Annotated in this window: 20 protein-coding genes; 11 read left to right on the top strand and 9 right to left on the bottom strand. The window is 36.8% G+C overall.

From position 1 onward, the window contains the following. Both ACH3O9_RS02415 and ACH3O9_RS02410 read left to right on the top strand, forming a co-directional pair. The gene (locus tag ACH3O9_RS02415) at positions 1-1,386 is read left to right on the top strand and encodes a M20/M25/M40 family metallo-hydrolase (RefSeq protein WP_416444022.1); all 1,386 of its coding nucleotides are present in this window, start codon (positions 1-3) and stop codon (positions 1,384-1,386) included. 88 nt (positions 1,387-1,474) lie between these two features. Beyond that, the gene (locus ACH3O9_RS02410) at positions 1,475-3,001 is read left to right on the top strand and encodes a GH3 family domain-containing protein (RefSeq protein ID WP_416446607.1); all 1,527 of its coding nucleotides are present in this window, start codon (positions 1,475-1,477) and stop codon (positions 2,999-3,001) included. Here the strand turns inward: ACH3O9_RS02410 and ACH3O9_RS02405 are convergent. Then, positions 2,998-3,567, bottom strand: a complete 570-nt coding sequence (locus tag ACH3O9_RS02405) for a hypothetical protein (RefSeq protein ID WP_416444020.1) — start codon at positions 3,565-3,567, stop codon at positions 2,998-3,000. The two genes, ACH3O9_RS02410 and ACH3O9_RS02405, sit on opposite strands and share 4 nt — an antisense overlap. A 135-nt stretch (positions 3,568-3,702) precedes the next feature. On the opposite strand from ACH3O9_RS02405, the gene ACH3O9_RS02400 reads away from it, so the two are divergent. The 4 genes from ACH3O9_RS02400 (at position 3,703) to ACH3O9_RS02385 (ending at position 6,618) form a co-directional block, all read left to right on the top strand. Beyond that, complete coding sequence (locus ACH3O9_RS02400) at positions 3,703-5,076, top strand: MATE family efflux transporter (protein WP_416444018.1); 1,374 nt, start codon at positions 3,703-3,705, stop codon at positions 5,074-5,076. A 60-nt stretch (positions 5,077-5,136) separates the two neighbouring features. Next, positions 5,137-5,703 (top strand): pentapeptide repeat-containing protein, encoded by a 567-nt coding sequence (locus ACH3O9_RS02395; protein WP_416444016.1) that lies wholly within the window; start codon positions 5,137-5,139, stop codon positions 5,701-5,703. 86 nt (positions 5,704-5,789) lie between these two features. Next, on the top strand, positions 5,790-5,999 hold the full coding sequence (locus ACH3O9_RS02390; protein WP_416444014.1) for a DUF2945 domain-containing protein: 210 nt from the start codon (positions 5,790-5,792) through the stop codon (positions 5,997-5,999). 1 nt (position 6,000) lies between these two features. Further along, a complete protein-coding gene (locus tag ACH3O9_RS02385) occupies positions 6,001-6,618 on the top strand; it encodes an L-threonylcarbamoyladenylate synthase (protein WP_416444012.1) in 618 nt (205 codons plus the stop codon). A 147-nt stretch (positions 6,619-6,765) separates the two neighbouring features. Here the strand turns inward: ACH3O9_RS02385 and ACH3O9_RS02380 are convergent, their stop codons facing one another. The 3 genes from ACH3O9_RS02380 to ACH3O9_RS02370 form a co-directional block, all read right to left on the bottom strand. Beyond that, positions 6,766-7,614 carry an OmpA/MotB family protein gene (locus tag ACH3O9_RS02380; RefSeq protein WP_416444010.1) on the bottom strand — a complete coding sequence of 283 codons (849 nt, stop codon included), beginning with the start codon at positions 7,612-7,614 and terminating at the stop codon, positions 6,766-6,768. A 91-nt stretch (positions 7,615-7,705) separates the two neighbouring features. Continuing rightward, positions 7,706-8,704, bottom strand: a complete 999-nt coding sequence (locus tag ACH3O9_RS02375; protein WP_416444008.1) for a glycosyltransferase family 2 protein — start codon at positions 8,702-8,704, stop codon at positions 7,706-7,708. A 9-nt stretch (positions 8,705-8,713) separates the two neighbouring features. Continuing rightward, complete coding sequence (locus ACH3O9_RS02370) at positions 8,714-9,160, bottom strand: type I restriction enzyme HsdR N-terminal domain-containing protein (RefSeq protein WP_416444006.1); 447 nt, start codon at positions 9,158-9,160, stop codon at positions 8,714-8,716. Between the two features lie 77 nt (positions 9,161-9,237). On the opposite strand from ACH3O9_RS02370, the gene holA reads away from it, so the two are divergent. Then, positions 9,238-10,242 carry a DNA polymerase III subunit delta gene (gene holA / locus ACH3O9_RS02365; protein WP_416444004.1) on the top strand — a complete coding sequence of 335 codons (1,005 nt, stop codon included), beginning with the start codon at positions 9,238-9,240 and terminating at the stop codon, positions 10,240-10,242. Here holA and ACH3O9_RS02360 read toward each other — a convergent pair. The 4 genes from ACH3O9_RS02360 to tsaD form a co-directional block, all read right to left on the bottom strand. Then, the gene (locus ACH3O9_RS02360) at positions 10,232-10,615 is read right to left on the bottom strand and encodes a response regulator (protein ID WP_416444002.1); all 384 of its coding nucleotides are present in this window, start codon (positions 10,613-10,615) and stop codon (positions 10,232-10,234) included. The two genes, holA and ACH3O9_RS02360, sit on opposite strands and share 11 nt — an antisense overlap. Next, positions 10,608-12,635, bottom strand: coding sequence for a PAS domain S-box protein (locus ACH3O9_RS02355; protein WP_416444000.1), 2,028 nt, complete (start codon positions 12,633-12,635; stop codon positions 10,608-10,610). Before ACH3O9_RS02355 ends, ACH3O9_RS02360 begins: the two co-directional genes overlap by 8 nt. A 114-nt stretch (positions 12,636-12,749) precedes the next feature. After that, complete coding sequence (locus ACH3O9_RS02350; RefSeq protein WP_416443998.1) at positions 12,750-13,457, bottom strand: 16S rRNA (uracil(1498)-N(3))-methyltransferase; 708 nt, start codon at positions 13,455-13,457, stop codon at positions 12,750-12,752. Positions 13,458-13,459: 2 nt separating this feature from the next. Next, positions 13,460-14,497, bottom strand: coding sequence for a tRNA (adenosine(37)-N6)-threonylcarbamoyltransferase complex transferase subunit TsaD (gene tsaD, locus ACH3O9_RS02345; protein ID WP_416443996.1), 1,038 nt, complete (start codon positions 14,495-14,497; stop codon positions 13,460-13,462). A gap of 161 nt (positions 14,498-14,658) precedes the next feature. Here tsaD and ACH3O9_RS02340 point away from each other — a divergent pair, with 161 nt between their 5' ends. The 4 genes from ACH3O9_RS02340 to ACH3O9_RS02325 all read left to right on the top strand — a co-directional run bounded on the left by ACH3O9_RS02340 (position 14,659) and on the right by ACH3O9_RS02325 (position 22,170). Then, positions 14,659-18,996 (top strand): translocation/assembly module TamB domain-containing protein, encoded by a 4,338-nt coding sequence (locus ACH3O9_RS02340; protein ID WP_416443993.1) that lies wholly within the window; start codon positions 14,659-14,661, stop codon positions 18,994-18,996. A 217-nt stretch (positions 18,997-19,213) separates the two neighbouring features. Continuing rightward, positions 19,214-20,200, top strand: coding sequence for a 6-phosphofructokinase (gene pfkA, locus ACH3O9_RS02335; protein WP_416443991.1), 987 nt, complete (start codon positions 19,214-19,216; stop codon positions 20,198-20,200). Between the two features lie 29 nt (positions 20,201-20,229). Continuing rightward, on the top strand, positions 20,230-21,231 hold the full coding sequence (gene gap / locus ACH3O9_RS02330; RefSeq protein WP_416443989.1) for a type I glyceraldehyde-3-phosphate dehydrogenase: 1,002 nt from the start codon (positions 20,230-20,232) through the stop codon (positions 21,229-21,231). 78 nt (positions 21,232-21,309) lie between these two features. Then, the gene (locus ACH3O9_RS02325) at positions 21,310-22,170 is read left to right on the top strand and encodes an N-acetylglucosamine kinase (protein WP_416443987.1); all 861 of its coding nucleotides are present in this window, start codon (positions 21,310-21,312) and stop codon (positions 22,168-22,170) included. Between the two features lie 4 nt (positions 22,171-22,174). On the opposite strand, the gene ACH3O9_RS02320 is transcribed toward ACH3O9_RS02325, so the two are convergent. Then, entirely contained in the window at positions 22,175-22,555 is a 381-nt protein-coding gene (locus tag ACH3O9_RS02320) for a RidA family protein (RefSeq protein ID WP_416443985.1), read from the bottom strand. Between the last annotated feature and the right edge of the window lie 55 nt (positions 22,556-22,610).

The following is a 22,610-nucleotide window of genomic DNA, read 5'->3' as shown; positions in this document are numbered from 1 at the left end:
ATGAAAAAAAACCTCCCCCTAGCACTCATTTTATTTCTTTTTACTACAATTTTTCACGCTCAGTCAACAGAAGATTCTCTGCAGATCAAGAAATTCTACGACCTTTCTTTGCTTAATGGTAAAAGCTACGATTGGTTAGAAACATTATCAAATGATATAGGATCAAGACTAAGCGGTAGTCTGGGTGCCGAAAGAGCTGTAGAGTGGACAAAAAGTCAATTAGATTCTTTAGGTCTGGATAAAGTATGGCTGCAGCCTGTTATGGTTCCTAAATGGACACGCGGTCTGCCGGAATATGCCACAATAGAAACCACTCCCGGCAATAGCGTTAATGTGCCTATTTGTGCATTGGGTGGTTCTATCGCAACGCCGGGCGGTGGAGTGAGAGCTCAGGTTATAGAGGTGCAAGGCATAGAAGACCTTGCCAGATATGGTAAAGAGAATATAGAAGGTAAGATCGTTTTTTACAACAGGCCCATGAGGGCAGATCTTATCAACACGTTTGAGGCTTATGGTGGCGCGGTTGACCAGCGAGGAGCCGGCGCCAGGGAAGCCGCAAAATATGGTGCAGTGGGTGTTATCGTTCGTTCTATGAACTTACGTCTAGATGATCTTCCTCATACAGGAACAATGAACTACGGTGATCTGCCAGAAGATCAAAAAATTCCCGCAGCAGCGATTAGTACAAATGGTGCAGAACTGCTTAGCAACACGCTCAAACTGAATAAATCTAGCGAATTTTACTTTGTTATGACTTGCAGGACTTTACCAGATGTACAGTCTAATAATGTTATAGGGCAAATTACAGGAAGCACATTTCCTGATGAATATATGGTTGTGGGTGGTCATCTTGATTCCTGGGATCTAGGTGACGGTTCTCATGATGACGGGGCTGGTGTGGTACAAAGTATGGAGGTTCTGCGATTGCTTAAAGAAGCAAACTATAAACCCAAACGCAGCATAAGAGTTGTGCTTTTTATGAATGAGGAAAACGGTACCAGAGGCGGTAAAAAATATGCCGAAATTGCCGATAATATGGCAGAAAAGCACGTTTTTGCATTAGAAAGTGACGAAGGCGGATTTAGTCCGAGAGGTTTTTCTTTTGATTGTAGAGATTCAGCATATGAGCAAGCATTAACCTGGAAACCATTATTCAAACCATACCTTATCCATTATTTTGAAAAAGGTGGAAGCGGCTCAGACATTGGTCCTCTTAAAAGTGATGAGACTGCCCTCGTTGGCTTACGACCAGATTCACAAAGATATTTTGATTATCATCACGCGGCTAATGATAAATTTGATGCAATAGATAAAAGAGAACTCGAGTTGGGCGCAGCTACAATGACGAGTTTGATATACCTGTATGACAAGTACGGTGTGCAGTAAAGAATAGGGTTTACTTTAGCTGTTAAACTTATTTAAATGAAGGACTTGGTTTCTGCCAAGTCCTTTATTTTTGAAGAAAACAACCACCATGGCTATTATTGGCTCGATTATAAAGGGAATTATAGATATAAGTGATTCTCTAGTATCAGAATCTAACCCCGTTTCAGAACAAAAAGATGTCCTACAGTCTTTACTTAAAAAAGCTAAAGATACCCAGTTTGGCAGATTTTATAATTTTGACAAAATACTACAAGCAGAAAATACTGAAAGAGCTTTCGCGGAAACAGTACCTTTTTTTGACTATAATAGTATAAATAGAGAGTGGTGGAGCAAATTACATAAAGGTGTAGGAGATGTTACCTGGCCAGGTGTGCCAGATTATTTCGCGCTAAGCTCTGGTACTACAGGAAAATCAAGTAAGCGCATACCGGTGACAAATGAGATGATAAGTGCCATACGTACATCTGGAATTAAGCAGGTAGGTGCTCTGGCTAACTTTAATCTAGACCCGGAATTTTTTGAAAAAGAGATCATGATGCTGGGAAGCTCTACAGATCTTATTGAAAAAAACGGTCATAAGGAGGGAGAAATCAGCGGAATTAGCGCTAGTAATATTCCGTTTTGGTTTAGGGGCTATTACAAGCCGGGTGAAGAAATAGCCAAAATTGATGACTGGGATGAGCGTGTAGAGCATATAGCTTTAAATGCTAAAAATTGGGATATAGGCGCTTTAAGCGGAATCCCAAGCTGGATAGAGTTGATGCTCGAGAAAGTCATTGAGGTCAATAAGTTGAATCATATTCACGAGATCTGGCCTAACCTTCAGGTTTATACCTCTGGTGGGGTTGCTTTTCCTCCGTATGAGAAAAGCTTTAATGCACTTTTAGGTAAACCTATAACAGTGATCGATACTTATCTCGCTTCAGAAGGTTTTATTGCTTTCCAGACAAGGCCAGAGACAGATGCAATGCGACTGGTGACAGATAATGGTATTTACTTTGAGTTTGTACCCATGAATCCAGATTACATCAATGAGGATGGTTCACTTGTACGAGATGCACCGGCAATTACCCTGGCAGAAGTAAAAAAAGACACCGATTATATTTTAGTTATTTCTACAGTTTCTGGTGCATGGCGCTACCTGATTGGTGATACAATTGCATTTACAGATATAGAAAAGGCAGAAATTAAAATTACGGGGAGAACAAAATTCTTTCTCAATGTTGTGGGTTCTCAGCTTTCTGTGAATAAAATGAATGATGCCGTACAAGAGCTTGAGCAGGAGTTTGATATCAAAATACCTGAATTTACTCTCGCTGCAATACGCAATCCTGAAGATGATGAGTTTTATCATTACTGGTACCTGGCAACTGAAAGTGATATAGATAATTTGGCCCTGGCAAAAAAGCTTGACGAAAGTTTAAAATCTGCTAATAAGAATTATAAGGTTGCAAGAAGTAAAGCATTAAAAGGAGTGAAGGTGAAGACCGTCAACCCTGAAGTTTTCTATAACTGGAATGCAGCCAATAAGAAGAAAGGTGGGCAAGTTAAAATGGAGAAAGTAATGAATGCCGAAAAGTTTGCCGAGTGGGAAGATTTCGTAAAAAATAGTTAAACTGTTTTCAGCTTGTTCTCTTCAATGAGGTGCATAATTTCTTCTGGGGAGAGGTAAAGTTTTTTAATTCGCTCTTTATAAGTTTGTGAAATATTGGCGTGGTTTAATATAAAATCCTTTGTTTTAAGGATATATTCTCCCATGCCATGTGCTACTGCATAAGTGTCTGCCGCTCGTTCTACTTCCTGAATATGACCGCTTGAGTACAAATATTTTAAGCCAAAAATAAGCATCCCGAACGAACTGCGATCGCGATAATCCATAACGTGGCCTAATTCATGACCTATCCAGCCTATTAAAACATCAGAAGGAATATCAGTGATTTTAAAGGCTTCGTCTTCAATTTGAACACGCTTACTAATTAATATAATGTATTCCCTGTTTTTTCTGGATCTAAAAAAGCTTTTATACGTAGGCTGCGCCTGCATTGTAGATTTTTTAATATTATCCTTAAATTGAAATCTAATGGGAGTATTTAAAAGCCGTGGATAATAAGAAAGTGCAATTTGCACTTCTTTTTCTATAGACTTGGGAATGACTTTGTTTGTGTAGTTTAGAACTTCCATACCTGTGTGAAATTAGCAAAGCAGCCTGCAAAGCGCTGTTAAGAAGTTGGTAAATTTAAAATCCCATTTTATTTGAGTCCTTTACTCAGACTTGTTGGTGTTAAAATGTACTTTTGCACTCGCAAAATCTAAGCTGTGAAGTTAACAAGTTATACTAAAGAATTCAAGACAAATTTAAATTTGGCCTACCCTATAATGTTGGGGCAATTGGGTCATATTCTTGTGGCGCTGGCAGATAACTTAATGGTGGGACGTTTAGGTGCGGCTCCTCTCGCTGCAGTTTCTCTAGGCAACAGCCTTGTTTTTATTGCGCTGTCGCTGGGTATTGGTTTCTCTTTTGCCATAACTCCTTTAATTGCGGAAGCTGATGGTGCCGGTGACACAACCACGGGCCGTAATTACTTTCATCATGGCATAGTTCTATGTACAATAAATGGTATTCTTCTTTTTTTATTGTTGTTGCTCGCAAAACCTATTTTACATTATCTGGACCAACCGGCAGAGGTTGTAGCGCTGGCGATACCTTATATGGAGATTGTGGCACTTTCTCTGGTTCCGTTAATGATTTTTCAGGCTTTTAAGCAGTTTGCAGATGGATTGTCTAATACACGTTACGCGATGTATGCCACTATTCTAGCAAATGTGGTGAATATTCTCTTTAACTATCTACTCATCTATGGAGTATGGATTTTCCCAAGATTAGAACTAGTAGGTGCTGCTTATGGAACCTTAATTTCCAGGTTTTTTATGCTGTGGTTCCTGTTTGAAATACTTAGGCGTAACAGCAAGTTTAAGCCTTACTTTGTCTGGACAAGGCGCAAAGGTTTTAAAACGAAAATATTTAAACGTCTGTTAGATCTGGGTTTTCCTACAGCTATGCAAATGCTTTTTGAAGTCGCTCTTTTTACTTCTTGTATTTTTCTTTCTGGTATCTTAGGTACAAATCCGCAAGCGGCAAACCAGATCGCGCTTAATCTTGCTTCTATGACATTTATGATCGCAGTAGGTTTAGGAGTTACCGCAACCATACGTGTGGGTAATCAAAAGGGCAAAGAAGATTATCGCAATTTGCGTCGTATCGCTATATCACTATTTCTTCAGGTATTTTTAATTGAAGCAGTTTTCGCCGTAGGCTTTATACTTTTAAAAGATATCTTACCTACTTTTTATATTGAGAATGCAGAAGTAATTCTTCTCGCTTCTCAATTACTCGTGGTTGCGGCTCTTTTTCAGCTTAGCGACGGCTTGCAGGTGGTTATTTTAGGAGCTTTAAGAGGTCTGCAGGATGTAAGGATACCTACGGTCATATGTTTTGTAGCCTATTGGGTTGTAGGATTTCCCGTAGCCTGGTATTTTGGTAAAGCTGAAAATATGGGGAGCCAGGGTATATGGCTCGGCTTGCTCGCAGGCTTAAGTACTGCTGCCTTATTGTTATATATTCGGTTTGCTATACTTAGTAAAAAGCTCATTATTGAAAAGAAAAATAAACTGGACGCAGTTTCCGTTTAAAACGAAATAAATTATAGCTTTTAAAATCCCTTTAAAACCTTAAAAAATCGGTCTTTTAGTATGAAAAATCTGCTTTATAATGAAGAATTTCAGGAATTAGATTTTAGTGCTCAAAAAGTCGATAATGACTATGAAGAGTGCACTTTTATAAACTGTAATTTTTCTGAAAGTAAATTAAACGGAGTAAGTTTTTTAAACTGCACCTTTCTTGCGTGTAATTTGAGCAACGCCATGCTGCGCGACACTTCTTTTCAGGATGCTACATTTCAGGATTGTAAAATGCTGGGATTAAAGTTTAATGGTTGCAGCACTTTTTTACTGGCTTTTAGTTTTGATAATTGCATGTTAGACTTTAGTTCTTTTTATCAATTAAACATGTCAACCTCTTCATTTAATAACTGTAGTTTAAGAGAAGTAGATTTTACACAATGCAATTTGAGCGGTGTTGATCTGGCCGACTGTAATCTTACCGGTGCTTCTTTTGAAGAAACTAATTTACACAAAGCAGATCTTAGATCAGCTTACGGTTTTAGTATAGATCCTGAACTTAATAATATTAAGCAAGCGACTTTCTCACGTGATGGACTTCCTGGTTTGTTGACAAAATACAAGCTGAATATTGAATAGCTAAACTACTGTTTTGCGCAGGTTTAAGTTAATCTTCTGTAAAACCTTTCGCTTTAAGCGAAATAGCTTTTATTTTTAAGCTAAAAATGATTAGAAAAGGAAGCCACATTAAGTGGAAGTGGGGCAACGGTACAGCAGCAGGTAAAGTTGTATCTACTTTTACAAAAAAGGTCACAAAGATCATTAAAGGAAGTGAAATTTCACGAGAGGGTACTAAGAACAATAAAGCGCTTTACATAGAACAGGAAGATGGCGCGCACGTTCTAAAACTTGAGAGTGAAGTAGAAAAAGTATAAGATGGCTCAATTTATTAAAGTTTACGAAGAAAATCCCAGTGCAAAAGAAATCAAGAGGATTGTTGATGTTTTACGCAATGATGGGATAATTATTTATCCTACAGATACAGTTTATGGGCTGGGTTGCGATATTACCAGTAACAGAGCTCTTGAGCGTGTCGCCCAGATAAAAGGGGTGAAACTTGAGAAGGCGCAGTTCTCGTTTATATGTGAAGACCTGAGCAATCTTTCAGACTACGTAAAGCAAATAGACTCAGCTACATTTAAAATTTTAAAAAGAGCGTTGCCTGGGCCTTACACTTTTATATTACCGGGAAATAATAATTTGCCTACTGTTTTTAAAAAAAAGAAAACGGTGGGTATACGTGTGCCAGATAATAATATAGCGCGCGCTATCGTAAAAGAGCTTGGCAACCCAATAATCTCAACTTCCATTTATGATGAAGATGAACTTATAGAATATACTACAGACCCAGAATTGATTCTTGAGAAGTGGGATAACCTTGTAGATGCAGTTGTAGATGGAGGTTATGGCGACAATGTGCCTTCTACTGTAATAGATCTTACTTCTGGAGAACCTGTTTTGTTGCGTGAAGGGAAAGGCTCATTAACTTTATAAGGAAGCATTAATCACTTTAAGAGTTTGATCTAAAGTGGCTGCCGTTAAAATAAGATTTATGAGTCGTAACCTTTTGAGCTTATACAAGATAATAGAACATAAAAAAACCCGGTCTAGACCGGGTTTTTAAGTTTTTAAGACAGTTTTTTAGTTGGCTGCTTTAGGCATACCATCTTCTATCATTTGATAGAACTGATCAAGTTTAGGAAGAACTACAATACGTGTTCTACGGTTACGGGCGCGACCTTCTGCAGTGTCATTGCTAGCAACAGGAACATAGTAACTTCTACCAGCTGCTACCATACGTTCTGGTGGCACACCAAAATCGTCTTGCAAGATGCGTACAACAGAAGTAGCACGTTTTACACTAAGGTCCCAGTTATCCTGAATCACGTTAGTGCTTATAGATTTGTTATCTGTATGACCTTCTACCATAAACTCGATATCTGGCTTATTTTTTACTACAGTCGCTACTTTACCTAGTACTTCTTTAGCACGGCTTGTAACATCCCAACGACCACTGTTGAATAAAAGTTTATCTGAAATAGATACATAAACAACACCTTTTTCTACATTGATCTCTATGTCTTCATCGTTAAGATTGCCTATTGCACCTTTTAAGCTTGTAACAAGTGCAAGAGTTACAGAATCTTTCTTGTTTAAAGCATCACGGAAAGTTTTGATCTGAAGATCTTTTTCACGCATAGATTCTAAAGAGCGCTCAAGGTTTTCAGCTCCTTTTGCAGATAATGTGGTTAGATTACCTTGTGTGTCAATAAGATCTCGGTTAGTTTGTCTTAAATCTGCGATTTGCTCACGCAATGTTTTTGTCTCACTATCTTTTTGATCAAGACAAGCATTGAGTTTAACAGTAGCCGAATTAAGCATATCCTGTGTTTCTTTCTGTTTAGCCTCTAAAGCAGCGTATTTCTTCTGCGATACGCAAGAGGAAAGTAAGATCAGCGCAGAGGCCGAAATCATCATTAATTTTCTCATAGTTTAAGTTATTTCAATTCTAAAAATTAGCGGTTAAATGTATTAAAAATCAAATTTAACAATATTTCCTTAACAAAAATTTAAGTTAACTTTATTTCACGTCAAAAAAGTACTTTTTTTTCAAAACAAAGTATTGCCACACTATTGATTTACAATGATAATAGCTGGTTGCTTGCTTAAGCCTCTTTCTCGACTTTAGCAGGTGAGGTAAGGTACAATAAAAACTATAGTGTGCTTTTAGTATAGCTAAAAAATGTTGTGATTTACCTCCCGCTAGAAATTTAATTCCGGCAAAACCGTCTAGTATAAGTCTTCCTAATATTGTAAGCCATATTTTATTGCTGGCAGTATTTTTTGCCAGGTTAAACAATGAATTTCTAAAATTATAAAACGTCTTTTTTGGGTTCATAGTATCGAGTGTCGCACCACCCACATGGTAAACATGGCTAGAACCAATATAATGAATAGAATAGCCCAGATTTTTTATTCTCCAGCACAGGTCAATTTCTTCCTGATGGGCAAAATAAAGCTCGTCAAACTTACCAGCTTCATAAAAAACCTCCCTGCGGATGGCAAAAACCGCCCCACTTGCCCAAAAAATAGCGGCATTATCATCATATTGACCAGAATCTTGTTCTACCGTTTCAAATATGCGGCCCCGGCAGTAGGGATAACCTAGCGCATCTATAAATCCGCCCGCAGCTCCGGCATATTCAAAATGATCTTTTTTGTTGTAATCCAGAAGTTTAGGTTGCGCTACTCCCAGATTACTATCTGCTTCAAACGCATAAATAATGGGGGCAAGCCAATTAGGAGTAACTTCAACATCATTATTTAGCAGAATGAACAAATCTGCAGCGATATTTGCCAGACCGTCGTTGTAGCCTTTTGCGTAACCACCGTTTTCAGCATTTTTTATAATATGAACTGTTGGGAAGTTTTTGGCAACAAAGTCAACCGAATCATCTGTAGATGCATTATCTATAACATAGATACTGGCAAGTTGCTCACTATGTAAAATTACTGATGGTAGAAATTTTTCAAGAAGGTCTTTACCGTTCCAGTTTAGTATTGCGATAGCTGTTTTCACTGCTGCAAATTAAGGGCAATAAGCCGGAATTTCTTTTAAAAAAACATATTTTTCCTGCTTATAGTCCAGCAGGCAATAATAATGTTCTAGGCCATTTGTAACCATGAGATAAGTAGATTCTAATGCCAGGTTATAACGAGCGATCTGGTCAAAAGTAGTTTGGGTTACCGGCACCTGCGGCGCTTTGCATTCAACTATAATATTGATGCTGCCGTTACTATTAAAAACAACGATGTCATAACGTTTTTTGGTTCCGTGTAAACGCATTTCCTTTTCTACATTTATGAGAGAAAGCGGGTAATTGTATTGATTGATCAAATAGTTTAAAGTATGCTGTCGCACCCATTCTTCCGGCGTTAAGCGAACGAACTTTTTGCGAATAGGATCAAAAATGAACGGTTTATTTTCGCTATTTTTGAACCGAAAAGTATAACGGGGAAAGTTTAATTCTTGCATCGCATCAAAGGTAATCAACCGGGGCAAATTTTCCCAAAAGCTAATAGCTCTACACGTTTATAAATACTAAAGTCTTTGTGGAAGAAGTAAAAAGGATAGTTTCAGATATTAAAAATGGTAACATTAAACCCATCTATTTTCTAATGGGTGAAGAATCGTACTATATTGATCAAATATCGGCCTACATAGACAAAAACCTCCTTAGCGAGGAAGAAAAAGGATTTAATCAGGTAGTGCTTTACGGCCGTGATGTTACTATTGAAGATATAGTCTCGCAGGCAAAAAGATATCCTATGATGGCAGAGCGACAGGTGGTCATCGTTAAAGAAGCGCAGGCTTTGTCAAGAGATATTGATAAACTGGAATCTTATGCCGCAAATCCCCAAACGAGCACTGTTCTTGTAATTTGTTATAAATACAAAAAGCTTGATAAGCGAAAAAAAGTTTATAAGCTTATCGCGAAAAGCGGCGTTGTTTTTGAAAGCAAGCGTTTATATGAGAACCAGGTAGGCGACTGGATACGCAGAGTAATGAGCGGTAAAGGTTATGTAGTCGAGCCAAAAGCGGCGCATATGCTGGTTGAATTTCTGGGCACAGACCTAAGTAAGATCTATAACGAACTTGAAAAACTGATGCTCATTTTGCCAGATGGCAGCACCGTTACACCCCTTGTAATAGAAGAGAATATAGGGATAAGTAAAGACTTTAATAATTTTGAATTGCGTAAAGCAGTAGGAGAGAAAGATATTTTAAAAGCGCACCGTATCATTAATTACTTTGCTCAAAATCCTAAAGACAATCCCATGGTGGTAACGATTGCTTTGTTGTTTGGTTTCTTTCAGCAGTTATTGACCTATCATGGTTTGCCAAGTACAGATAAAGCTTCGGTGGCAAAAGCTTTGGGTGTAAATCCTTATTTCGTTAGTGAATATATTACAGCATCACGTAACTACCCAATGAAAAAAGTGAGCTATATAATTAATTTACTACGCGATGCAGATGTAAAAAGTAAAGGTGTGGGTGCTTATAATCTTTCGCAGGGAGATCTTTTAAAAGAATTACTCGTGGGTATTATGTATTAGATGCATGCACTCCTAAAACTCTTTTCAATTTTTCTGGTGTTAACGGTTTTTCTATAAATCCTTCAATATTTACATTTGTTTTACTTAACCGCTGGTCACGGGGATCTATAGATGACGATACAATAAAGATTGACAAATCTTCTTGCTTTTTCAATGGTAATCTATTCATAAATTCCCAGCCGTTCATTATTGGCATATTGATATCTAATAAGATTATATCAGGAGTAGATTTATCAAGATAATCCAGAGCTTCACGGCCATTGAGGCAAGAGGTGATGGTAGTTTTGGGATAAAATGTTTTAAGTAATCTGCTAACTAGAACGAGAAATATTTTATCATCGTCTACAACTAAGATATTTTTAATATCATGCATGAAGCGTTATTTTAACTGATGTTCCTTTTTCAGGTTTGCTTTTTAATTCCAGTTTTCCTTCTAAAACTTCTATTTGACGTTTGCTCATAAATAATCCCAGACCTTCGCCTTCAGACTTTGTACTAAATCTTGAGCCCAGATCAAATAATTTATTTCCATATTCTTTAAGATCTATTCCGCTGCCGTGATCTGTTATTTCAATTATTATCTCACAATCTTGTTTTTCAATAGTAATATCAATGTCTGTATTCTGCGCATTAACGCCATACTTGAGAGCATTGTTTATGATATTATGCAATATACTTTCAAGATAAGCAGGTATGGTCTTTACCTCAATATTTTCTGAAATGGATATATTAAATTTTGCCTGTTGTGAGGCTGCAAGCATTTTGTTGTTTTCTATTACCTGACTTAGTAGCCTTTTTAGATTGACAGGAGTAGGTTCTACCAGACCTTCATTTTCAAAATGAATTAATTGATTAATATTCTTCAAAGTGTTATTAAGTCTGTCTGTGCTGGAGCGTAAAAGTTCAACAAATTCATTAGTGCCGTTTTCATAGTCTATGAGATCAACGATACCCATAATATTAGCGACAGAAGAGCGCAGGTTATGAGAAGTGATAAATGAAAAATCCATTAAAGTGCTATTCTGGTTTTCCACCTTATTGAGCAGCCTTTTTAGTTTGCAGGTATTTTCCATACGCATTCTAAAATTAACCAGCATTTCTGCGAAAACATTTAAAAGATTTACCTCTGTGATATTATAACGGCGTATACTTTTAACTGAATCAAATCCTACAAATCCCACACAACTCTCGCCTTGCATAAGTGGTATGGTTAATAAGCTTTTTATATTTTGACTCTGAAGGAATTCTCTAAACTCAATATTTTCTAAGAGAGACACATCGTGTATTGCATTGCTTTTTCCTGCGATATGGTTTATGATCCATTGCTGGTTAAACATTTCTAAAGGCAGATTCTTGTTTGATGCTATTTCTGCGCTAATCCCGTCATCGCACCACTCGTGTGTATTTGTGCACGTGCCACTTTCAAAATCATAATCAAAAATGTAAACACGATCAGCCTCAACAAATTTGCCAATATCTTTTAGAGATTCGCTTATTGTGCTTTCAACTTTCTCAAGTGGAATATTGATGTAGCGTGTAGAGATGTTCATCAACAAGCGTTTAAGCTTAGTGCGTTTTACCAGCGTGTTTCTGGCATCAATTAATTTAGTAATATCTCTAAAATTGATAATGACACCGTTTATAGCCGTGTCATTGAGCATATTAGTAAAGTAGCCTTCTATCCAGCGCCAGCTGCCGTCTTTGTGTCGCCATTTACTGGCTTTTTTCTGTATTCCCAAACCGGGATTTGCAAGACTTTCTGCAAATTGACCTCTTACTACATGTCTGTATTCAGGATGACATAGATCTATTATAGAATGACTTTTTATTTCCTGTGCAGAATATCCTAAAATGCGTTGTAAAGCTTCAGATACAAACAAAACCTGTTTAGATGTGTTTATAATAAGAATACCATCTGTAGCATTTTCTACCAGTGATTTAAATCTTCTTTCAGACTTTAGAAGACTTTGTACATATTGCCACTCTTTTTTCTTAACCTGGTAGGTTGAAGATTTTATATTGAAACCAAATAAAAGAAAAGGTTCTAAAGTTTCAGGATCTACCACCCGCATTACTTTTACCTTCATTAAAAGAGGCAGGCCACTTTTTAATGTAAACTGTAGTTTAGTTTGAGAAATTGCGCTCTGGGACCGATTTCTTAGTTCCTGAAGCCGATTTTTATACGTGTTTGAAACTAAAGAAAATGGATCAATATTATCAGACTCAAGTTGTAATCTTGATTGTAAAACAGGATTTATATAACACTCGTCACTTGAGCGTATAGCTTGCATACAGATGCCATCAAATGACTCCTGAACGAAGTCAAATATCTCATCACAGGAAGTTAATATCTTAACAAACCTGTCTTTAATAGAAGCTGTTGCAATAGACATGGGGGCTATTTCTATAATATTTAAAAGCTTTTAGAATAATCTTAACAAACTTTAAATTATAAAAAACCCGTTGCTTATGAAAAATTTTTAAGGAACCTTAACATCTTACAGTCCCTATTCAAAATGAAGTGCTATTGTGTGACAAGCAGCAACTGCAGCAGTCTCGATGCGTAAGCGACTATTACCTAAAGTTACAGGTGTGTAATTATTTTTTAACGAAAAATCGATCTCAGAAGTAGAGAAATCGCCTTCCGGGCCTATTAAAATGATAATTTCGCTAGAAGAAATAGTATTTTTTAAAGACACTTTTCTGGTTTCTTCACAATGCGCGATAAATTTTTGAGCATCTGTATCATGCTGCTGAAGGATAAATTCTTTTAAGGAAACTGGAGGGTTAAGTTGAGGAATGTGTGCTTTTAAAGATTGTTTCATCGCACTTTGAATGATACGTTCATAACGATCTTCTTTTATGACTTTGCGCTCGCTATGATCACAAATTATAGGAGTGATTTCTGTAATACCTATTTCTGTAGCTTTCTCAAGAAACCACTCATAACGATCATTAAGTTTTGTAGGTGCCACAGCCATATGCAATTTGTATGGTAAAGGCTTTTCTACAATAACCTCTAAAATTTTTGCTCCACATCGCGACGGACTAGCGTCAGTGATTTCAGCTTTAAAAAATTGACCCTTTCCGTTAGTGAGATCGAGAATATCTCCTGTTTTCTTGCGCAGAACTTTTATGATATGCTTGCTTTCATCCTTTGGCAGAATGATTTCTGTTGCTGTAGGTGCAATTTCCGGGTTGTAAAATAATTGCATATCTATATCTTTAAACGCGCTTTTGCTGTAACATTATTCTCTTCATAATGCGCTGCTTTAAAATCTGGCTGTATATATTTTAAGTAGCCTACGATACCAATCATGGCAGCATTATCTGTAGTGTATTCAAATTTGGGAACATAAGTTTTCCAGCCCCATTTATTTTCTGCTTTTTTAAGCGCATTCCGTATCCCGCTGTTAGCGGAAACTCCACCGCCTATAGCTATTTGTTTGATCCCGGTTTGTTTAACTGCTTTTTTTAATTTGTCTAAAATTATTTCGATAATTGTGTATTGAATGGAAGCGCAAATATCTTTTAAGTTTTTCTCTACAAATTCAGGATCTTTCTGTATCTCTTTTTGGTAGAAATAAAGAATAGCAGTCTTTAAACCACTAAAGCTAAAATCTAATCCGCTCACTTTTGGTTTTGTAAATGGATAGGCTTTAGGATTTCCTTCCTGAGCGTATTTGTCTACAAGTGGTCCACCAGGATAGGGTAAACCAAGTATCTTAGCACTCTTATCAAAAGCTTCTCCCACCGCATCATCTAGTGTTTGCCCAAGTACAGTCATTTTAAAATAATCATCAACACGTACAATTTGTGTATGCCCACCGGAGATGGTTAATGCGAGAAAAGGAAAAGTAGGTTTGTCGTGACCTTCTTCTGTAATAAAATGTGCGAGAATATGAGCCTGCATGTGATTTACATCAATAAGCGGGATATTTAAACCCATCGCCAGTGATTTTGCAAAAGAAGTGCCCACAAGTAATGAACCCATTAAACCGGGACCACTTGTAAAAGCGATAGCATCTAGCTGTTCTTTTTTAATTCCTGCCTGTTGTAAAGCCTGATGCACAACAGGTACAATATTTTGCTGGTGAGCACGTGAAGCCAGCTCTGGCACAACGCCTCCATATTGTTTATGAACTTCCTGACCGGCAACAACATTTGCAAGGGTATTATCGTTGTGAAGTACAGCGGCAGCCGTATCATCACAAGAAGATTCTATAGCAAGAATGTAGATGTTTTTTTTTTGCATAAACAAGAGGCATAGCATTTGTTAATGTACTTTTACAGCACAAGTGGGGCAAAGTTAAAACTTAAAAGCTTATCAAAAAATTCTCTAAAATATCACGCAGAATCCTATTGGGATTAATAGGATTTTTTGTCCTGCTTGTAATATTTTTTTCCATTCCAGGGGTGCAAACCTTCATAGCTAAAAAGGTTACTAATTCTCTAAATAAAAAATACAGAACTTCAATATCTGTAGATCAGGTTAGAATTAAATACAATGGTTATGTAGATCTTAAGCAAGTCTATATTGCAGACCATCATGAGGATACACTAATATATGCTCAAAACTTAGAAACGAGTTTGTTGAGCATTAGACAGCTTATTAATGGAACTATGAATTTAGGAGATGTTGCCATTGACCATGGCAAGTTCTACATTAAAAAATACAAGGGAGAGGATAATGATAACCTCTATATTTTCTCTAAAAAGTTTAATAGTGGCAATCAGCCTCCTGGTGAACCTTTTAAACTCACTTCAAGCAATATTCTGCTTACAAACAGCCATTTTAAATTTCAGGATGAAAATCTGGAAAATCCGGATGCTGCCGATTTTAAAAATCTTACGCTAAACGCAGATGATTTTAATCTCAATGGTGATATTGTATCGGCAAGGATGAATGATTTGCAATTTGATGCTAAACGCGGTTATAAATTGAGAGGTCTGGTAGCAGATTTTCATTACGATCCTGATGAAATTGTGCTTAAGAATATGATCCTGAAATCTGTAAATTCTCAATTTACAGGAAGTATTTCTTTAGATAGTTCTAATGATGCATTTTCAGACTTTAATAATAAAGTAGTTTTTGATCTTGATCTTACTGAATCTTTAATTTCCACATCAGATCTTCAGCCATTTTATGAGGAGTTTGGAGCAGACAAAACTGTTCAGTTAAAAACGCATATGCAAGGCACGCTCAATGATTTCGCTTTAGCTGATTTAGATTTAGAAGGATTAGGAAATAGCAAAATCACAGGCGATTTTAATTTCGTCGATTTATTGAGTGAGGACCAAAATTTCACCATTACAGGCGATTTTAGCCAGTTACAAACCAATTTTTTTGATCTTACCGGGTTTTTACCAAATATATTAGGCAATTCTTTACCCAAAGAATTTGTGCGTCTGGGCGTAGTTAATTTAAAAGGCAATACCATAATTACTCAGAATTCTGTATATGTAAAATCAAATATAAATTCAGCTCTGGGGTATGCTGAGACTGATATTGAACTTCAAAATACTCAGGATATTGATAATGCTACTTATGTAGGTGATATACGGGTAAACAAATTCTTGATTGGCCGTTTATTAGGTGTGAATAAATTGGGAGCCACCTCGTTTAATCTCAATGTAAGCGGTGAAGGTTTTACTCCGGAAACACTAAATACACGCGTGCGCGGAAGGATAAGCAGGGCAAATTATAACGGTTATACATATCAAAACATAACAGTATCTGGGAATTTGCAAAACCCTTTGTTTGATGGTCAACTACAAATAGATGATCCTAATGCAAGACTTAATTTTAATGGTCTTATAGATGTTACTGCCGCCATCAATAATTACGATTTTACAGCAGATATTGATTATGTAGATTTCTCTAAATTAAACTTTTTAAAAGATTCATTAGCTGTTTTAAAAGGACGCGTGGTTATGGATATGCAAGGCACTAATATTGATGATGCCGCAGGCAGTATTCAGTTTAGCAATGCGAGTTTTCAAAATGAGAACGATCTCTATACGTTTGATGATTTTAGAATTACTTCATTCTTTAATGACAACATAAGAACTATAGATATTAATTCGCCTGATATTATTTCTGGTGAGGTATCGGGAAATTTTAAAATAGAGAATGTTGTTCCTCTTTTTAAAAATGCGATCGGTAGTCTATATGCAAATTACGAGCCTGAAACGATAACGAGTAATCAGTTCATGGATTTTGATTTGCAGATAAACAGCAAGATCGTTGAGGTTTTTGTTCCTGAAATTAAAATTGAACCCAATACTTATTTAAGAGGAAGTGTAGTTTCAGATGATTCTGATTTTAAACTTACCTTTAGGTCTCCTAAAATCCAGGCATTTGGCTTTCTGGCCGAAGCTATAAACGTGCGCGTGGATAATAAAAATCCGCTTTTTAATACATATATCGAGGCAGACAGTATAGGTAGTGGTCTTTATGGTATTTCAGACTTTAGTCTAATTAATGTTACGCTAAAGGATACGCTTTTTATGCGTTCAGAATTTAAAGGAGGTAATAAAGAAGAAGACAGATTTGATCTTAGTTTCTACCATACCATAAATGAAAATAACAATTCTGTAGTAGGTTTTAGAAAATCAGGTATAAAGTTTAAAGACAACCAGTGGTATCTCAACGCAGACGACAATAATAAGAACAGGATAGTTTTTGACAACAATTTTCAGGATGTAGATATTGAAGAGCTTATTCTGTCTCACGATCAGGAACGTATAAGCCTTATGGGGCAACTTAAAGATTCTACTTATAAAGATCTCAAAGCAAACTTTAATAGCGTTCGCCTTTCTCATATCACGCCTTATATAGATAGTTTAAAACTATCTGGTGTTGTAAATGGCGGTCTCAATTTATTGCAGCAGGACGGCGCCTTTTATCCTGACAGTAAAATAACAATAGATCAATTTAGTATAAATGAAACCTTGTTGGGTAATCTTAATCTGTCTATAGAAGGTAATGAGACGCTAACAAGTTATGATATTGACACAAAACTTGTTAATGATGGTTTTGAATCGCTTAGCGCGAAAGGAGATATAAATGTAAGTAACAATAATCCCGCTATTAATATGGACGTGCAGCTGCGCAAGCTTGATTTGTCTGCATTTAGTCCGCTGGGTGGTGAAGTGATAAGCAATATTAGAGGTTTAGCAAGCGGAAGAGCCACGGTCACCGGAGACTACAAAAATCCCGATATAAATGGGGAATTATTACTGCGGCAGGCTGGCATTAAAATACCTTATCTAAATACAGATTATGATTTTCAGGGCACTGCCAGAGTCACATTAAATAAACAGCAATTCAGGTTTAATGATGTGCAGTTGCGAGACGTTAAATATAAAACAGAAGGTCAATTAACTGGTACTATTTCGCATGAAGCGTTTTCAAATTGGGATTTAGATCTGGGTGTGACTACAGACAGGCTGTTAGTTTTAGATACACAAGAAGATGAATTTTCTCTGTATTATGGTACAGCTTTTATAAGTGGTGATGCGACAATTGCAGGACCATCTGATGAACTGGTCATAGATGTTACGGCGACAACTGAGAAAGGAACTACATTTAAAATTCCGCTTAGCGATACAGAATCTTTTGGTGACAGCAGCGCCATTTACTTTTTAAGTCCGGAAGAGAAGCAGGCGAGATTAGGCGGCGAAGAAATCATAGTTAAGGATATAAAGGGTCTGGAACTCAATTTTGATCTTGAGGTTACTCGTGATGCAGAAGTTGAGATCGTGGTCGACGAAGTTAATGGCAGTACATTACGAGGGCGAGGTGCCGGGTATCTCCTGATTCAAATAAACACAAACGGAAAGTTCAATATGTTTGGTGATTTTACGCCGTACGAGGGGACTTATAACTTCAAATATAGTGGTGTGGTGCAAAAGCAATTTGACATCATGCCCGAAGGAAAAATAAGCTGGGATGGCAGCCCAGAAAAAGCCCTTCTTGATATTAGCGCTGTATACAGAGCGCAGGCAAACCCGTCTATTTTGCTTGAAAACCCGTCAATTAACCGCAAAATTCCGGTAAATGTGATCATAAATCTCGATGGCGAACTATTACAACCAGATATAACTTTTGACTTTGATTTTCCTAATACAAGCTCAATTGTAACTTCAGAATTGGCATACAGATTAGATGATCGCTCGATACGTGAATTACAGGCTTTCTCTCTGGTAACTCAGGGCTCATTCTACAGCCAGACCGCGCTTGACGGGCAAGCTGTTGTAGCAGGTAATCTTATTGAGACAGCTTCTGGTATCTTTAACGATATCCTGTCAGACGATGACAGCAAATTTACCGTAGGTCTTGATTATGTGCAAGGAGATCGCCGTCCAGATCTGCAGACATCAGGGCGTTTTGGTTTTACACTTTCTACCCAAATTTCTAACCGTGTGATTATAAACGGTAAAGTGGGGGTTCCTGTAGGTGGTGTAAGTGAATCTGCAGTTGTAGGTGATGTAGAGGTTAACTTTTTATTAAATGAAGAAGGAACGCTACGAGCGACTATTTTTAACAGGCAAAACGATATTCAATTTATAGGTGGTGATTATGAGGGCTACACGCAGGGTACAGGATTGACATATTCTGTAGATTTCAACACATTTAAAGAACTTATTCATCAGATTTTCAAAGGCAAAGCGCGCGAGGTAGAAGAGGAGATAAAAATAATACCTCCAGACTCAGAAATACCTTATAATGGTGTCCCGGAATACAAATAGCCAAATTGGGTAGAAATATCGATTTCATAATTATACCCACTACATATTTTCAATCTATCAAAAAGAGGTTTTCTGCTTATCAAATCGTTAAATTTTGACGCTTAAAAAAAATAGTTGTTAACGAAAACGATTGAAATTATGAAAAGCTCCAAATTCGTCTAGAATCAATCCGAAAAGTGCTTATCAATTCATATTTTTATCCTTTATTTGATACTAAATGAATAAAAAAATTAAAAAAATCGGAGTTATGACCTCCGGTGGTGATTCTCCAGGAATGAATGCTGCAGTTAGATCTGTGGTTCGTACATGTGCATATCATGAAGTAGAATGCGTAGGTATTTATCGCGGTTATGAAGGACTAATAGATGGTTCTTTTGAGGTAATGAATGCCCGTAGCGTAAGAGATATTATTAATCGTGGCGGTACAATTCTTAAGTCTGCCCGTTCTATGGAATTTAAAACTCCTGAAGGGCGTAAGAAAGCGCATGATAATCTGACTAATGCAGGTATAGATGCCTTGGTTTTAATAGGAGGTGACGGGACATTTACCGGCGGTCTTGTTTTTAATCAGGAATATGGCTTCCCTGTAATTGGTATTCCGGGCACTATAGATAATGATATTAGCGGTACAGATCGCACAATAGGTTATGATACTGCTCTTAATACTACGGTAGAAGCGATAGATAAAATTAGAGATACAGCAAGTTCTCATAACAGACTTTTCTTTGTCGAGGTTATGGGCCGTGATGTAGGTCATATTGCTTTAAATGCCGGTGTAGGTGCAGGTGCAGAAGAGATTCTTATACCTGAAGCTAATATGGGTCTTGAACGTCTTCTTGATTCTCTAGATCATAGCAAACGCAGTGGTAAAACTTCAAGTATAGTTCTTGTAGCCGAAGGTGATAAAACAGGTAAAAATGTTTTTGAACTTAAAGATTATGTAGATAATAATCTTGAAGGTTATGATGTACGTGTTGCAGTACTGGGTCACATGCAAAGAGGTGGTTCACCTTCATGTTATGACAGGGTTCTGGCGAGTAGAATGGGTGTAAAAGCTGTAGAGTCATTACTTGAGGGTCATAGTAATTATATGGTAGGTACTCAACATGATGAGATGGTACTTTATCCCATAGAGAAAGCTATAAAAGGCGGATCTAAAATAAGTAAGGAATTAATACGTGTGTCTGAAATTATGACCACATAATTTATATAATAATTTAACAGAAATAGAAAATGGCAAATTTAAAATTAGGAATAAATGGTTTTGGACGTATAGGACGAATCGTTTTTAGAGCTACAGTAAAACGTGATAATGTTGATGTAGTTGCAATTAATGATTTACTAGATGTTGAACACCTTGCATATTTACTAAAGTATGACTCTGTACACGGTCACTTTGACGGGACTGTAGAGGTAAAAGACGGCAACCTTGTCGTTGACGGTAAAACAGTACGTATCACAGCAGAACGTGATCCTAAAAACTTAAAGTGGGATGAAGTAGGTGCAGATGTTGTTGCAGAATGTACAGGTATCTTCACTTCTATGGAAACTGCAGATTATCACTTACAGGCAGGCGCAAAGAAAGTAGTTATTTCGGCTCCTTCTAAAGATGTACCTATGTTTGTAATGGGTGTAAACCATAAAGATGTTACAGCAGATCAAAATATAGTATCTAACGCTTCTTGTACAACAAACTGTCTTGCTCCTTTAGCAAAAGTTCTTAACGATGCTTATGGTATTGAAGAAGCTCTAATGACAACTGTACATGCAACTACTGCAACACAAATGACAGTAGATGGTCCTTCTAAAAAAGACTGGAGAGGTGGTCGTTCAGCAATGTTGAACATTATACCTGCAAGTACTGGTGCAGCGGTTGCTGTAACTAAAGTTATACCTGCACTTAAAGGTAAATTAACCGGTATGGCTTTCCGTGTTCCTACAGCAGATGTTTCTGTGGTAGATTTAACAGTAAGATTAGAGAAAGAAACTAGCTACGAGGATATTAAAAAGACCTTTAAAGCGGCTTCTGAAGGCGAAATGAAAGGTGTTCTAGGTTATACTGAAGAAGATGTTGTTTCTCAGGATTTCATAGGTGATGCACGTACAAGTATATTTGATGCAGGTGCTGGTATAGAATTAAATTCTAAATTCTTCAAGATCGTATCTTGGTATGACAATGAGTTTGGTTACTCAAACAAGCTTGTTGATCTTGCTGAATATGTAAACGAACTATAATAATAGTAGTTTACAAGGCTTATAAACCCTTTTCATAACAATTGAAAAGGGTTGTTTTCTAAATAAAACATTTCAATTATGATTTTAGTAGTAGATAGTGGGTCGACTAAGACAGACTGGATAGCTATGAGTGAAGATGGAGACCAGATCTTCCAAACTCAAACCTTAGGTTTAAATCCGCAGGTACTTTCAGCAGAAATATTAAATGAGCGTATTATTAACAATTACGAGCTTTATAAGCACAGACATGAGGCAACTCACGTTTATTTTTATGGCGCAGGTTGTGGTACAGAAAAGCCAAAACAACTTATAAAAGATGTTTTTAAAGACTTTTTTGATAAAGCAGAATTAATAGATATTAAAGAAGATACCTATGCAGCGCTTTTTGCTACTACTAAAAAGGGAGAGCCTGGTATTGTTTGTATCATTGGTACAGGGTCTAACTGCAGTTTTTATGACGGTGAGCAGATAGAGCAAAAGGTAACCTCATTAGGCTACATTCTTATGGATGATGCCAGTGGTAATTATTATGGTCGCCAGCTATTGAGAGATTTTCATTTCAATAAGATTCCGCAGGATCTTGCTTATGAATTTGCAAAGCAATTTGATCTTACTGCAGAGACAATTAAGAACCATCTTTATAAAAAACCTAATCCCAACACATATTTAGCTCAATTTGCCCGATTTTTAATCACAAATAAAGAGCATGAATATTGCCAAAAACTTATAAGAAAAGGTCTAAAGCTTTTCATAGAACACCAGATCCTTCAGTTTAAACAAGCGCATGAAGTGCCTGTTCATTTTGTAGGTTCTATTGCTTTTTACCTGCAGGAAGAATTAAAATCTCTTTTAAAAGAGTACGACCTGAATATTGGTAAAATACTAAAAAGGCCTATAGAAGGCCTTGTAGCTTATCATAAGAATTATATAATGATCTAAGCAGTTATTTTACTGCGATCATTGAAATTTCAACATTTACAAATTTTGGCAGATTTGCCACTTGAACCGTTTCTCTTGCAGGAGCGGTTTCTTCATTAAAGTAAGTGCCATAAACGGCATTTACAGCACTAAAATCGTTCATATCACTCAAAAAAATAGACGATTTTACGACGTTTTCAAAAGTCATCTCTGCGGCCGTAAGTATAGCTTCAAGATTCTTCATAACCATTTTACTTTCTTCGGCGATATCGCCGCTAACGAGTTCGCCGGTAGAAGGATCAAGTGGTATTTGCCCACTAATAAATAAAGTTTCACCTGCCAGTACGGCCTGATTATAAGGTCCTATGGGTGCAGGAGCATTAGGTGTAGATATGATTTTTTTCATAATGTGATTTTGTTATGGTTAGTTTTTTGGCTTTCGCGAAAGCTAAATTAGTTAT

This window comes from Leeuwenhoekiella sp. A16 (assembly GCF_047946675.1).
In the GTDB taxonomy this organism is placed as follows: Bacteria; Bacteroidota; Bacteroidia; order Flavobacteriales; family Flavobacteriaceae; genus Leeuwenhoekiella.
This window is presented reverse-complemented; position numbering and strand designations above follow the sequence as displayed.